Origin of the sequence: Nonomuraea purpurea (assembly GCF_042650645.1) — a bacterium.
Classification (GTDB): Bacteria; Actinomycetota; Actinomycetes; order Streptosporangiales; family Streptosporangiaceae; genus Nonomuraea; species Nonomuraea purpurea.
In genome coordinates this window covers 114,801-128,592 of the sequence record NZ_JBHSBI010000003.1, presented here as the reverse complement: position 1 = coordinate 128,592, position 13,792 = coordinate 114,801, and the positions used below count along the sequence as shown (strand labels likewise).

The following is a 13,792-nucleotide window of genomic DNA, read 5'->3' as shown; positions in this document are numbered from 1 at the left end:
CGGGCCGTCCCCGGCGGTGGCGTGGGTCAGGTACGCACCCGGACGGGGACGGTGTCGGGGCCGCGCACGTTCCCGCCGGTCCACTCGACGGCGTCAGGGCCGATGACGTCGTAGTCCGGTATGACCCGCAGCCACTCCTCCAAGGCGACGCGCAGTTCGAGCCGGGCCAGCGTCGAGCCCAGGCAGCGGTGCGCGCCCGAGCCGAACGCCAGGTGGCGGTTGCGCCTGCGGTCCAGCAGCACGGTGTCCGGTTCGTCGAAGACGCCGGGGTCGCGGTTGGCGGAGGCCAGCGGCAGGATGACCCGCTCACCCGCCGGGATCGGCGTCCCGCGCACCTCGACGGGGCCCGTCGTGAGGCGGGCGAGCATGACGGGCGCGTAGGCGCGCAGCAACTCCTCCACGGCGGTGCTCATGAGGTCGGGTTCGCGGGCCAGCCGGCGCCGGTCCTCGGGATGGGTGCCCAGGTGGAACAGGCTCGCGCTGATGGCGCTCCACGTGGTGTCCGCGCCGGCGATCATCACGACCATGGCGCTGCCGATCCGCACCTTTCTGTCCGTCTCGGCGCGGGCCAGGTGGCTGAGCAGGTCGTCGCCGTCGCCGGTCGCGCGTTCGGTCAGAAGGGCGTCGAAGAAGGCGATCATCTCCCGGACGGCGCAGGCGCGGATCTCCTGCGACAGCGGCCCGAGTCGCAGCAGCCGCACCGTCCAGTCGATGAACCTGGCGTGCGTCTCGGGCGGGACGTCGAGCAGCTTGGCCAGCACGCTCACGGTCAGCCGCTGGGCGAACTCGGCCGCCGCGTCGCCGCCCCCGCGTGCTGCGAACTCACCGGCGAGCGAGCGCGCGAGCTCGCGCACGAACGGCTCCAACTCGGCGATCCTTCTCGGGTGGAAGAACGGCGCCAGCCGTTCCCGGTGGCCGCGGTGCTCGGGAGGGTCGGAGGTGATCGGCGGGAGGAGGAGCCCTCCCGCGTACTCGGCGGGCCCCGCGACCTCGGCGGATCTGGAGGAGAACCGCTCGGGGTCGCGGACGGCGTCGCGGATGTCGTCGTAGGCGGCCAGCATCCACGAACCGCCGGTGTTGTCGCTGTGCGCGACCGGGCAGCCCTCCCGCATCGCCTGCCAGTGGGGGTGGGGGCAGTTGCGGAACTGCGGGGAGAAGATGTCGTAGCCGTCAAGTTTTGTGGTCATGCGTCCTCTTAGATCATGGAGAGCACGGGCTTGAGGTCGCCGTCGGCGATCCGCCTGCGCAGGACGTACTTCTGGATCTTGCCGCTGGCGGTCACCGGGAAGTCCTCGGTGAGGTACCAAAGGCGCGGCGCCTTGAACGGCGCCAGGTTCTCGCGGCAGTACCGGTACAGCTCCTCCGCCCTCGTCGGGCCGGGACGGAGCTGCAGGACGACGGCGACCTGCTCGCCCCAGTGCTCGTCGGGCACGCCGAGCACCTCCGCGCCCGAGACGCCCGGGTGGGTCAGGAGCAGTTCCTCGATCTCGCGCGGGTAGATGTTCTCGCCGCCCCTGATGATCATGTCCTTCAGTCGTCCGGTGACGCGGATGAAGCCGCGCTCGTCCATCGAGCCGAGGTCGCCGGTGTGCAGCCACCCGTCGGCGTCGAGGGTGGCCCGGCTCGCCTCGGGCAGCTCGAAGTAGTCCAGCATCGACTGGTATCCGCGCACGCAGATCTCGCCCCGCTCGCCGAAGCGCACGGTCCGGCCGGTGACGGGGTCGAGGATGCGGGCCTCCATGTGGGGCAGGGGATGTCCCACCGTCGTCATCCGATCCTCGAAGGAGTCGGCAGGGTGCGTCTGCGTCACGACGCCGTGCACCTCCGTCTGACCGAACCCGATCGAGATCGTGCAGTCGAACAGGCTCTCCGCCCGGCGCACCAGGGCGGCCGGGCAGCCCGCCCCGCCGAGCAGCATCGAGCGCATGCTGGACAGGTCGTACTCCTCGACGCGGGGGTGGTTGACGAGCGCGTTCAGTATCGTCGGGACGGCGAGCATGATCGTGCCCCGGTGCTCCTGGATCCTGTCCAGCACGAGCGTGGCATCGAAGCGGGGCAGCAGCACGTGGGTGCCGTGCAGGGCCAGGATGCCGATCGCGGCCATCACGCAGCTCCCGACGTGGAACATCGGCATCGGGTTGATCCAGATGTCGCCGTCGCGCAGCCCGCCCCGCGTGCCCGCGAACCGGGCGGCGTTGATGCTGCCCTGATGGTGCAGCCGGCAGCCCTTGGGTGCGCCGGTGGTGCCGGAGGTGTACTGGATCTGCGCGGCGTCCCTGGGCTTGACGTCGGGGAACGGGACGTCGCACGCCTCGGCGAGGGCGAGGAAGGCCGCCCAGTCCTCGAAGAGGTACCTCTCGCGCAGTTCGGGCAGGTCGAGCCTGCCGGCGACGTCCGCGCGGCGCTCGCCGCGGAAGTCCGCCGTGAGGAACAGGGCGCAGGCGCGCGACTGGCCCAGCACGTGCCGCAGCTCGCGTTCGCGCAGCGCCGGGTTGACGGTGACCAGCACCATCCCCGCCAGCGCGGCACCGAGCTGCAGGAGCTCCCATTCCGGCCGGTTGGCCGACCACACCGCGATCCGGTCGCCCGGCGCGTACCTGCTCAGCAGCGCGCGTGCGACGCGTTCGGCGTCCTGGAGCAGCTCGCGGTAGGTCCACTCGCGGCGGGCCGAGGGCTCGGCCGAGCCGTCCACCAGGGCGAGGCGGTCGGGGACCGTCGCGGCGGCGTCGCGGAGCAGGTCTCCGAGGGTGGTGTCCAGAGTCGGTTCGCCTGCCGTCGGGGGCCAGTAGGCATGATCTGTCATCGCTGCGGAAGCCTCTCCGTGAGCCGTTCAACGTTAGTGTTGACTCGGCGGGCGGCGTGTGTCAACAATCGGGGATGCGGACGATCGCGGCCCTGCTGGAGCAGCCGAAGACACCACCCTCGCTCGTCGAGCTGGACCTGGAGGCGCCGCGACCAGGCGAGATCCTGGTCGAGATCGGGGCGAGCGGCATCTGCCACACCGACCTGTCGGTGTATGACGCCACGCTGGACAACCCCATGCCGATCGTGCTCGGGCACGAAGGCGCCGGAACCGTCGTCCAGATCGGCGAGGGCGTCACCAGGCTCGCGCCCGGCGACCGGGTCGTGCTGGCCTGGCTCGCCCAGTGCGGCGGCTGCTTCTACTGCCTGCGCGGCCAGCCCGAACTGTGCGAGCGGGCCGGCTTCTCCTTCGCGCTGAGCACGCTCCCCGACGGCTCGACCCGGCTCTCGCACGACGGCCGCCCCGTCCACCAGATGGCCGGGCTGGGGACCTTCGCCCACCACTGCGTGGTGCCGGCGGGATCGGCGGTGAAAGTGCCAGGCGACCTGCCGTTCGAGGCCGCCGCGCTGATCGGCTGCGCCGCGCTGACCGGCTTCGGCGCCGCCGTCAACACCGCCTCCATCCAGGTGGGCGACAGCGTGGCCGTCATCGGGGCCGGCGGCGTCGGGCTCAACGCCATCCAGGGCGCGCGTACGGCCGGGGCCTGCACGGTCGTGGCCGTGGACCCCAACCGGGGCCGCCGCGAGCGCGCCCTCGCCTTCGGCGCCACGCACGCGCTCGAACCCTCGCCCGCGATCGCCCGCGAGATCCGCGCGCTGACCGAGGGCCGGGGCGCCGACGTGGCCATCGAGGTGGCCGGCAGGACCGAGGCCATCGACACCGCCCTGCGCGTCACCCGGCGCGGCGGCCAGGTCGTGCTCGTCGGCGCGGGCGGCGAGGACGCCCTGCTGTCGGTGCCCGCCTTCGCCTCGGTCGTGATGACCGGCAAACGCATCCTCGGCTCCCTCTACGGCTCCGCGAACGTGCGCAGGGACGTGCCCCGCCTGGTGCAGCTCTACCGGTCGGGCACGCTCAGGCTCGACGAACTGGTCACCGAGACCTTCGAGCTCGACCGGATCGACGAGGCCCTCGCCTACTGCGCGCAGAGCCGTGGCACGCGAGCCGTGGTGATCCCCCGATGATCTGCTTCCCCATGACCGTGGACGGCGCCGCGCTGCCCGCCCAGGCCGTCTTCGACGTGCTCGACCCGGCCACCGAGGAGGTGTTCGCCCAGGCGCCGGCCTGCACCCCCGCCCAGCTTGACCTGGCCTTCGAGGCCGCCGCCCGGGCCGCGGGCGCCTGGGCGGCCGACCCTGCGGCCCGCCGGGACCTGCTGCGGGCCGCCGCCGGCGCGGTGAGCGCGGCCCGCGACGAACTGGCCGTGCTGCTGGCCACCGAGCAGGGCAAACCGGTCAGGGCCGCGGCCTTCGAGGTGGACCAGCACGCCCTGTGGCTACGCGAGTCCGCCGCGCTCCCGCTGGCCGAGGAGATCCTCCAGGACGACGGGACCGCCGTGGCCGCCCTGGTCCGCCGGCCACTCGGCGTCGTGGCCGCCATCACACCGTGGAACTACCCGATCCTGCTGGCCGGGTGGAAGCTGGGCCCCGCGCTGGTCGCGGGCAACACCGTGGTGCTCAAGCCCTCGCCGTACACGCCGGTCGCCACGCTGAGGCTGGGAGAGCTGCTGGCGGGCGTGCTGCCGCCCGGCGTGGTGAACGTGATCAGCGGCCCCGACCCGCTGGGCGCCGCCATGACGGCGCACCCCGCCGTCGCGAAGATCAGCTTCACCGGCTCGGTACGCACCGGCGTCGCCGTGGCGCGGGCGGCGGCCGCCGGGATGAAGCGGCTGACACTGGAGCTCGGAGGCAACGACGCGGCGATCGTCCTCGACGACGTCGCGCCGGAGGCCATCGCGAAATCGCTGTTCTGGGCCGCGTTCACCAACTGCGGGCAGATCTGCGCCGGGATCAAACGCCTGTACGTGCCGGAACGGCTCCACGACCCACTCGTCGAGGCGCTCGTCGCGGTGGCCTCGCGGGCCCGCGTCGGCCCCGCTACCGACGAGCGCAGCCGGATCGGGCCCCTGAACAACCGCACGCAGTTCGAGCGGGTGGCCGCGCTCGTCGAGGAGGCCGTGACGGCGGGCGCCCGCGTCGCCGTCGGCGGCCTGGCGCCGGCCCGGCCCGGCTACTTCTACGCTCCCACCGTCCTGACCGGCGCGCGCGAGGGCATGCGGGTGGTGGACGAAGAGCAGTTCGGCCCGGTGCTGCCGGTCCTGACCTATCGTGAGGTGGACGAGGCCGTCGCGCGGGCCAACGCGGGCCCCTTCGGGCTGTCAGGGTCCGTCTGGGGCGGCGACGCGGCGCGGGCCGAGTCGGTCGCCCGCCGCCTGGAGTGCGGCACCGCCTTCGTCAACGACCACCTCACGGTGGCGCCGCACCTGCCATTCGGCGGGTGGAAGATGAGCGGGCTCGGCGTCGAGAACGGCCCGTGGGGCCTCGACCAGTTCACCCAGCCGCAGGTCGTCTACAGGCGACGCGGATAACGGGCCCGGCCTGGCGCTTTCGGCCCCGGGGTCGAGGCCGGCAGCAGGCGTTCGTCCGGTTCGCCGTTCGGCGCGGGCCCGTCCGGGCTACCCGCCGGAGCGGTAGACGGCGATCTCGGTCAGCGTCGGGGTGTAGACCTCGGCCGGCACCTTCTCGGTCAGCGCCACCCGCAGCCGGGACGTCGTGAGGCTGCCGAAGCCGGTCACGGTCAGGTCGTGCCCCATGCCGGCGGAGCGGCTCGCGAACGTCACCCAGGCGCCGGCCCCGGCGTCCCAGCGCTGCAACTGGAACGCCCGGACGCGCGGGTTGGTGCCCGAGTCGGTGTACTCGTCCAGGTACACCTCGTCGAACGTGGTCTGCGCGCCGAAGTCGACGTCGAGCGTGATCGGGTAGGTCGCGTCGTCGGCCGCCGCCCAGCGGGTCGCCGGGTCGCCGTCGGTCAGCTTCTCCGCGCCGAGCGTGCCGTTCGCGCCAGGGTGGGTCGAGCTCGCGGTGACCGGTTTGCGCAGGGCGAGGTTGACGCGGCCGTCGCCCGGGTCGTCCTCGATGGGGTCCTCGTCCACCGGGTTGTTGACCTTCTTGCCGATCGGGCTCTCCGCCATGCCGATGTCCGGCGCGTCGCCGAAGTAGATGTGCGTGCCGAGGAAGTCCTCGGTGCCCAGGCGGGGGTTGTAGCGGCCGGCGTCGATGAGCGGCGAGTCCGGGCGCAGCTTGAAGTGCGCCGCGGCCGTCCTGATCCGGTCCACGCCCGCCCCGGTGACGTACTTGGCCGGGTCGCCGGCGAACCTCGGGTCGGCCCGCGTCCCGGCCCGGTCGGCCGGTTCCTGGCTGGAGTGGGTGCCGCCGGCCTCGTAGTAGTCGTTGTTGGAGAACACCGCCTGGCGCAGGGCGCCGGTCCTGCGGTACCACGGCGTCGAGGTGGTCTTCGAGGTGTTGTAGAAGATGTTGTTCATGAAGTAGACGGTGCTCAGGAACGTCTCGTCGTGGACGTAGTCGAGGTCGGCGCCGTCGTAGACGAAGGTGTTGTTGACGAAGTAGGTCGGCGAGTAGTTCGTCGACAACATGTTCTTCACCAGCACGCCGTTGTCGTTGACGCTCAGGTTGTAGCGGGCGACGGAGTTGGAGCTGTTGCCCATGTACGACATCCAGCCCGCCGCGTTGTCGTGGGAGTAGTTGAACTGGTAGGTGACGTTGAAGTTGGTGTACTCCAGATCCCACGGAGTGCCGTCGAACTCGTTGTCGGGGCCGCCGTACACCTCGTTGAACTGCATGACCGAATCGGCGCCCGCCCACAGATACAGCGCCACCGACACCGCGTCATACCGTTCGAGATAGCCGTTGACCTCGTTGTACTCCACCGTCATGTTCTTGGTGTTGGCGAACTGGAAGGCGCCCTGGCCGATGCTCTCGGCGTAGTTGTGGCCGATGTAGACGTCACGGCTGTACAGGTCGCGGGTGCGCACCCAGAGCTGCTCCCAGCCCTCGTGGAACTTGCCGCTCTCGTCGTACTGGCCGGCGTCGGCCCCGTCGGCGGCGAACCAGTTGAACGCGAACTGCACCGCGTGCAGCTCGACGTTCACGAACGTGTTGTTCTCGATCCGCACGTCCTTGAAGTAGTAGCCGCCGGTGCCGTACGCCTTGTAGCTGCGGCTGCCGAAGACCTGGAAGTTGACGCCGCCGTAGTGGATCTTCTGCCAGGTGCTCGGGCCGTCCAGATCGTGGACGTAGACGTCCGAGACGCGGAAGTGGTCCATGATGCTGTCCGCGCCCGCCGGCAGGAGGTCGGCGTTGATGGAGACCATGATGCCGTCGCGGACGTAGGACCCGGTGGTGATGTCGGTGGCGAAGTCGTCGTCGTTGGACAGCTCGACGTTGTTGATCTCGAAGTACTGCTGGTTGCGCAGCACGATCGCCCCGGTCAGGCCGACCGTGTCGGGGTTCTTCGTGCCGTCGGCCCTGAAGGGGCTGGGCACCTTGCCGTTCGTCGCGATGTACGGGCGGCGGGCGCCGGGCTCGCCGTAGGCCGAGATGGTGATCGGCCTGCCCGCGCTGCCCGAGCCCTTCGGCCACAACTGCTGGTCGTGCCACTGCTGGCCGGCCTTGAGCAGGATGCGGTCGCCGGGCCCGAACGTCGTCGCGTTCGCCTTGGCCAGGGTGCGCCAGGCGGTCGCCTGCGAGGTGCCCGCCGCGTTGTCGCGGCCGTTCGCCGCGTCGATGAAGTAGTCTCTGCCGCCGCTCGGGTTCGGCGTGTTGCCGGGCCAGTTCGCCTTGGCGGCGGCGGGTGCGGCGCGGTCCTGGGTCGCGGCGGCGGTCGGCGCGGCGGGGGCGAGCGATCCCGCGAGCAGGGCCAGGGCCGCCAGGCACATGCGGAGTGCGTGCGAGGATCGGCGCGCGACGGGGGGTGAGGTACCGACGGGTTTCACTGTTGAACATCCTCCGTGTTGATGGCGTCCACCGCCGCCGTGTCGACCGTGGTGTCGCTGCTGTCCACTCGGCGCTGGAGGAACGTGTCGAACTTCTCCTCGATGAGCGACTGCCGGATGCGCCGGGAGTACTCGGCGAAGGCCGCGTCCTCGTCGACGCTCTTGTCGTTGAGCTCGTAGTAGGTGATCTGGCCTGTGCCGGGGACCGGGGCGGAGATCTGGCCCGCGGCGAGCGTGCCGAGCACCGCCATGAGGTCCCGGTCGTGGGCGGCCGAGCCGCCGCCGTGCTTGGTCGCGGTGGTGAGCCTGGCGCCGGGCTCCCGGTCGGCGACCTCCGCCAGCCGGTCCGCCTCGGTCACCCGCCGCTGGAGTCCGGCCGCGTAGTTCCCGGACGCGCCCTCGGGAACCGGCACCACGAGTTTGGAGTAGGTGTACGTGGTCGCGTTGGCGCTCCAGGCTTGCCTGTCGGCGTCGAACGCCCGCCGGACGTCGGCGTCGGTGACCCGGAGCGGCCCGGTGCTGAGCCGCTGCTTCAACGCCGTGGTCAGCTCGGTCATCCGGCGGGAGTAGTACTCCTCGGGGGAGAACTCCGCCAGGCCGTAGACGACCTGGCCCCTGGCGATGGCCCCGGCGCGCCGCTCGTTCTCCTGGGCCAGCTCGGTGAGGAAGGCGGCGTGGTCGGCGGAGCCGATCAGCCCCTCCTGCCGTGCCAGGATCAGCACCGTCTTGTCGCGCCGGATCTCGTCGAGCGCGCGGGCCGAGAGCCGCTGGAGCGCGCTCCTGTCGCCGGTCCTCGCGTTCCAGTCGATCGGGGCCTGGAGCCGGTACTGGTTGCGTAACTCGTTCTGCACGCCGGGCGCCAGGCGGCGCATGTGGAAGAGCAACTCGTCGCGGGTCACGGCGTGCCCGTCGATGGCGGCGACCTCGTCGGTGCGCCCCGTGAGCACCACAGCGGCGACCACCAGGGCGGCCAGGGCGGTCAGCGCGCCGGAGACCAGGACGAAGGCCCGGCGCGGGCGGCGCGGGGCGGCGGCCCGGTGCGGGACGCGCTTCACGAGGTCGCTCCGATCGCGGCCACGCAGGCCAGGACGGGGGTGTCCCGGGTTCTGGGCACCTCGACCAGCACCGCCTCTGTCTCGGCGGGCGGGAAGCTCAGGATGCGCTGGTAGCCCACCGCGTTCGCCTCGGCGAGGATCGTCCAGCGGCCGTCCCTGAGGCCACGGACGACGACGTGCTCGACGCGCTGCCCCCGCGCGATGTCCTCGCCCACGACGACCGCCTCGATTCGGCGCGCTCCGGCGAAGGCGAGCCGCACGCCCGGCAGGGGGTCGGCCTCGTCCCGCCGCCACGGCATCCGCCCCCTACCGGGCCACGCGGTCGCGACGTCGCCCGCGGTCCCGGACGAGACCGTCGCGGTCGCCGTCACCCGCCGCGCCCTGAAGTCCTCGATCCGCCGCCCGAGCCGCTCCAGCACCGCGACGTCGGCCTCCCGCAGCAGCCCGTCACGGGCCGGTGGCACGTTGAGTAGGAAACACGAGTTGCCGCCGACGGCCCGCAGGTAGATGCCGAACAGCTCCTCCGCGGAGCGGACCGCGGCGTCCTCGGCCGGGTGGTGGAACCAGCCGGGCCGGATCGAGGTGTTCACCTCGGCCGGGTACCAGACCAGGTCGTCCTCGAACCCCGCCAGGGCGGCGCGGCTGCCCAGGTCGCGCTCGTCGCTGCGGACCAGCCGGGCGAAGGCGCCGTCGTCGGCCCGCTGCGAGCGCTCGGCGATCCGCTCGGCGTCCTGAAGGGCACGGGGGACCACGCTCCACTCGTCGGGACGGGTGTCCCCGGCCTCGTTTCCGCACCAGCGGACGTCGGGCCCGCACACGCTGATGACCGCGTCCGGCTGCAGCTCGCGGGCCACCGCGTAGTACCGCTCCCAGTCGTAGACCTGGCGCCTGCCGTTCGGGCCCTCGCCGTTCGCGCCGTCCAGCCACACCGAGAACACCGGCCCGTACCGGGTGAGCAGCTCGGTGAGCTGGGCGACGTAGAAGTCGTCGTAGGCGCTCCCGGAGCCGTAGGAGGCCTCGGTGCGGTCCCAGGGCGACAGGTAGATCCCGAACCGCAGCCCGTGCCGCCTGGCCGCGTCGGCGACCTCCGCGACCACGTCGCCCCGGCCGCCGCGCCACGGCGAGGAGGCGACCGTGTAGGCCGTGACGTCGCTCGGCCACAGGCAGAACCCGTCGTGGTGCTTGCACGTGAGGATCACGCCGGTCATCCCGGCGGCCTTGAGCGCCCTGATCCACTGGTCGGCGTCGAGCGCGGCCGGGTCGAAGGCGGCCGGGTCGTCGTGCCCCTCGCCCCACTCCCTGTCCGTCATCGTGTTCATGCCGAAGTGGATGAAGGCGTAGAACTCCATCGCCTGCCAGGCGAGCTGGCGCGCGCTCGGCCGGACCGCGGACCAGCGGGCCGGCGGGGTCACAGGAACCGCCGGTTGTAGGAGGCCAGCACGGCCGGCAGCCCCGCCAGCGCGGCCAGCATGATCGCCAGAGCGCCCCACCCGGCCGTCGGACGGGCGGCGACGACGACCGCGACGCAGCCGGCCGCGACGAGCGTCCTGGCGGTGACGAGCAGCGCGCCGCGCGTCGATTCCTTCATGGATGATCTCCTTTCCAGGGTCAGCCCTTCACGCCGCCGGACGCCATGCCCGCGATGAGCCGGCGCTGGATCAGCGCGTAGAAGACGAGGACGGGGACGATGACGATGACCATGCCGGCGTACAGACGCCCGTAGTCGGCCGCCGCCTTCTGCGCCGTCATCAGGTTGAGCAGGCCCACCTGCAGCGTCTTGCCGTCGCCCGGCATCAGCGTGAGGGCGATGATGAAGTCGTTCCAGTAGGCCAGGAAGTTGAACAGCACCACCGTCGTGAGCGCCGGCCGCGCCATCGGCAGCATCACCCTGACCATGACCTGGAAGCGGGAGGCCCCGTCCAGCGCCGCGGCCTCCTCGTAGTCGGCGGGTATCGACCGGAAGGACGCGGTGAGCAGGTAGATGGTGAACGGGATCGACGTGGCCGCGTACACCAGCGACAGGACCGCGGGGTTGTCGATGAACAGGCCGCCCGGGAGCACGTCCACGAGCGCGCGGTCCCAGCCGACGAGCATGAGGAAGATCGGAACGACGATGTAGTTGACGTTGACGAACAGCCCGGCCAGCAGCGCGGCCTCCACGACGCGGCGGCCGCGGAAGTCGTACCTGGCGATGACGTAGGCCGCCGGCACGGAGACCGCCACGACGAACACCAGCCCGAGCACCGTGACGAGCACCGAGGTGAAGAAGTACTGGCCCATGCGGGCGTCGACGAAGGCCTCGACGTAGTTCCGCAGGCGCAGGCCCTCGGGCAGCGTCCATGGGCTGCCGTAGAACTCGCCCTTCTCCTTGAGCGAGGCGAGCAGCACCCAGCCGACCGGCACCGCGATGGCCAGGGCGATCGCGGTGACGAGCACGTAGGTCAGCGCCCGGCCGGCGCGTGCGCGGGGGTTGATGGTGGTCATGGTGGTTGTCCTCAGTACTGGAGGGGCTCGCGCCGCGTGGCCCGGCTCACCAGGAGCGACACGAGGAAGGAGAACGCGAAGATGACGACGCCGATGGCCATGCCGTAGCCGTAGGACGAGTTCGTGTACGCCTGCCGGTACATGTAACTCAGCAGGACCTCCGAGGAGCCGTCAGGCCCGCCGCCGGTCATCGCGCGGACCAGGACGAAGCTGAGGTTGACCGCGCTCATGACGAAGAACGTCAGCGTCGTGCGGAGGTTCTGCCAGATGAGCGGCAGCGTGATCGCGAAGAACTGCCGGACGGCGGACGCCCCGTCGAGCGCGGAGGCCTCGTAGAGCTCCTCCGGGATGCCGGCCATGCCGGACATGTACAGGACCATGTAGTAGCCGAGCGACTGCCAGACCATCGCGATCGCGACGGACCAGAGCACGAGGTCCTGATCGCCGAGCCAGACCCGCTGCAGGGTGTCGAGCGACAGCAGCCGTAACGTGCCGTTGAGCAGGCCGTTCTCCTGGTCGAAGATCGCGGAGAAGATTGCCGCGATCACGACCACGGACAGCACGCTCGGGACGTAGAGGATGAACCGGTACATGACCCGCCCGCGCAGCCGCTGCCGGGTCATGATCGCGGCCAGGAACAGGCCCAGGCCCATCGTCACGACCGTCACCACGACCAGCAGCGCGACCGTGTTCTGGAAGGCCCGGACGAACTGCGCGTCGTCGAGGAGCCGGGCGAAGTTGTCGAGCCCGACGAAACGCATGTCCGGGGAGAAACCACTCCAGGTGTAGAAGGACATCCGGAACACGTTCAGGGTCGGGACGACCATGAACACCGCGAACAGCACGAGCGCGGGCAGCAGGCAGGCGAGCACGAAGACGCCGTTGCCGCGCCGCCGCGGCGCCCGGTCCGCCGAGCCTGGAAGAGGGGTGGAACTGGTCGTCACCGTGCCGGTCCTCGCGTGGTTCTGGAAGGGAGCGGAGGTCAACTGCCTGCTTGGCGGAGCTTCTCGCTGGCCTCGTTCAGCGCGGCCTGCCACTGCGCCTGGGTCTTGTCGCCGCTGATGATGCTGTTGGCGGTGTCGAAGAGCGTGCCCTTGATGTCGACGCCCTCGACGGGCGGCGTGCCGGCGAAAGCGCCGACGAGCGCGGAGACCGACGTGTCCTCGTAGACCTTGTAGAACTCGGCGTTCTCCCCGGACAGGCCGCTCACGATGCCCTTGATCGGCTGGATCGCGTTCGCCTTGGCGAAGATCCCCGCTGCCGCGTCGGAGTACAGGTAGGCGACGAACTCCTTGGCCGCGTCCTTGTTACGGGCGGCGGCGGGGATCCAGACCGACTCGACCGACGTCGTGATGTAGCGTTTGCCGCCCTCGGTGACCGCCGGCAGCGGCGTCAGAGCCCACTGGAAGCCGTCGGCGCGCGGGGCGTCGGCCATCTCGCCGACGACCCAGGTCCCGTTCGGCATGAACATCGCCTTGTTGTCCAGGACCGACTGCTGGTTCTTGGTGAAGTCCTGCTCGTTGGCGTACCCGACCGTGGTCGGCGCGGCGTAACGCAGCAGCCGGGTGGTGATGTCGAGCACCTGCCGGGCCTGCGGCGTCTGCCACACGCTCTGCTTGTAGGTCATGACGTCGGTGTAGAACTGCTCCCCGCCCACGTCGGCGAGCAGGGCGAAGAAGAACGAGTCGAGGTACCCGGCGGTCGGGTAGGTGAACAGCGAGATCTTCTCCTTCTTGGCCGTCTCGCCGAGCGCGAACATCTCCTCCCAGGTCGCCGGGACCTTCCAGCCCTTCTCGGCGAACAGCGCCTTGTTGTAGAAGAGCCCGGTGGGGGCGTAGTACATCGGCAGCGTGTAGGTCTGGCCGGTGCCGTAGGGGTTGGTGTTGAGGTTTCCGACGATGCCCGCGACGAGCTTGTCGCCCACGGTCCCGTCCTCGCCGGGGACCTTCGCCTTCAGCACCGGCGTGAGGTCCTCCAGGGCCTTGTCCTTGATGAGCGTCTCGGTGAGCGCGGCCTTGCGGCCCTGGCCGAGCACCACGACGTCCGGGTAGCGCCCGGCCTTCATGTTCGGGGTGATCTCGTCCTCGATGCTCTTCGAGATCTGCAACCGCACCTCGACGTCGGGGTGCGCGGCCTCGTAGGCCCGGATGACCTCGGCGTACATGTCCCGGCCGTAGCCGCCTTCGAGGGCGGCGACGTTCAGGGTCGTCTTGCCGGAGGCCGAGCCGTCCCCGCCGGCCGAGCAGCCGGTGAGCAGTCCGAGCACCACGACGCTCACGAGGACGAGGGATCTCCTCATGGTTCTGGGGTCCTTCCCGTGGACGACTGCCCACCTGGGCAGGGCGGAGGAGCGAGTCAGGGTCCGGCCGCGTCGCCGGCCTGGGATCTGGATGTTGTTACAGTGGCATCGATAACATCGCGGCGCAAGAGGCACTTTGCCCC

General features: G+C 70.9%; 11 protein-coding genes. 2 read left to right on the top strand and 9 right to left on the bottom strand.

All coding sequences use genetic code 11. The features are described from left to right. Positions 1–26: 26 nt before the first annotated feature. Both ACFOY2_RS07035 and ACFOY2_RS07030 read right to left on the bottom strand, forming a co-directional pair. Positions 27–1,187, bottom strand: coding sequence for a cytochrome P450 (locus ACFOY2_RS07035; protein ID WP_379527114.1), 1,161 nt, complete (start codon positions 1,185–1,187; stop codon positions 27–29). Positions 1,188–1,195: 8 nt separating this feature from the next. Beyond that, positions 1,196–2,803 carry an AMP-binding protein gene (locus ACFOY2_RS07030; RefSeq protein ID WP_379527113.1) on the bottom strand — a complete coding sequence of 536 codons (1,608 nt, stop codon included), beginning with the start codon at positions 2,801–2,803 and terminating at the stop codon, positions 1,196–1,198. A 74-nt stretch (positions 2,804–2,877) separates the two neighbouring features. Here ACFOY2_RS07030 and ACFOY2_RS07025 point away from each other — a divergent pair, with 74 nt between their 5' ends. Continuing rightward, positions 2,878–3,984, top strand: a complete 1,107-nt coding sequence (locus tag ACFOY2_RS07025) for a Zn-dependent alcohol dehydrogenase (RefSeq protein ID WP_379527112.1) — start codon at positions 2,878–2,880, stop codon at positions 3,982–3,984. After that, a complete protein-coding gene (locus tag ACFOY2_RS07020) occupies positions 3,981–5,387 on the top strand; it encodes an aldehyde dehydrogenase family protein (RefSeq protein WP_379527111.1) in 1,407 nt (468 codons plus the stop codon). The genes ACFOY2_RS07025 and ACFOY2_RS07020 overlap by 4 nt, the downstream gene beginning before the upstream one ends. A gap of 87 nt (positions 5,388–5,474) precedes the next feature. On the opposite strand, the gene ACFOY2_RS07015 is transcribed toward ACFOY2_RS07020, so the two are convergent. Genes ACFOY2_RS07015 through ACFOY2_RS06985 form a run of 7 tightly spaced genes read right to left on the bottom strand, consistent with a single transcriptional unit; the run spans position 5,475 to position 13,649 of the window. Beyond that, the gene (locus tag ACFOY2_RS07015) at positions 5,475–7,811 is read right to left on the bottom strand and encodes a discoidin domain-containing protein (RefSeq protein WP_379527110.1); all 2,337 of its coding nucleotides are present in this window, start codon (positions 7,809–7,811) and stop codon (positions 5,475–5,477) included. Then, complete coding sequence (locus tag ACFOY2_RS07010) at positions 7,808–8,866, bottom strand: hypothetical protein (RefSeq protein WP_379527109.1); 1,059 nt, start codon at positions 8,864–8,866, stop codon at positions 7,808–7,810. The genes ACFOY2_RS07015 and ACFOY2_RS07010 overlap by 4 nt, the downstream gene beginning before the upstream one ends. Continuing rightward, complete coding sequence (locus tag ACFOY2_RS07005) at positions 8,863–10,278, bottom strand: alpha-L-fucosidase (RefSeq protein WP_379527108.1); 1,416 nt, start codon at positions 10,276–10,278, stop codon at positions 8,863–8,865. Before ACFOY2_RS07005 ends, ACFOY2_RS07010 begins: the two co-directional genes overlap by 4 nt. Beyond that, positions 10,275–10,454, bottom strand: coding sequence for a DUF6903 family protein (locus tag ACFOY2_RS07000; RefSeq protein ID WP_379527107.1), 180 nt, complete (start codon positions 10,452–10,454; stop codon positions 10,275–10,277). The genes ACFOY2_RS07005 and ACFOY2_RS07000 overlap by 4 nt, the downstream gene beginning before the upstream one ends. A 20-nt stretch (positions 10,455–10,474) precedes the next feature. Continuing rightward, positions 10,475–11,350 (bottom strand): carbohydrate ABC transporter permease, encoded by an 876-nt coding sequence (locus ACFOY2_RS06995; RefSeq protein ID WP_379527106.1) that lies wholly within the window; start codon positions 11,348–11,350, stop codon positions 10,475–10,477. 11 nt (positions 11,351–11,361) lie between these two features. After that, a complete protein-coding gene (locus ACFOY2_RS06990; RefSeq protein WP_379527105.1) occupies positions 11,362–12,294 on the bottom strand; it encodes a carbohydrate ABC transporter permease in 933 nt (310 codons plus the stop codon). A 38-nt stretch (positions 12,295–12,332) separates the two neighbouring features. After that, a complete protein-coding gene (locus ACFOY2_RS06985; protein ID WP_379527104.1) occupies positions 12,333–13,649 on the bottom strand; it encodes a carbohydrate ABC transporter substrate-binding protein in 1,317 nt (438 codons plus the stop codon). Positions 13,650–13,792: the final 143 nt, after the last annotated feature.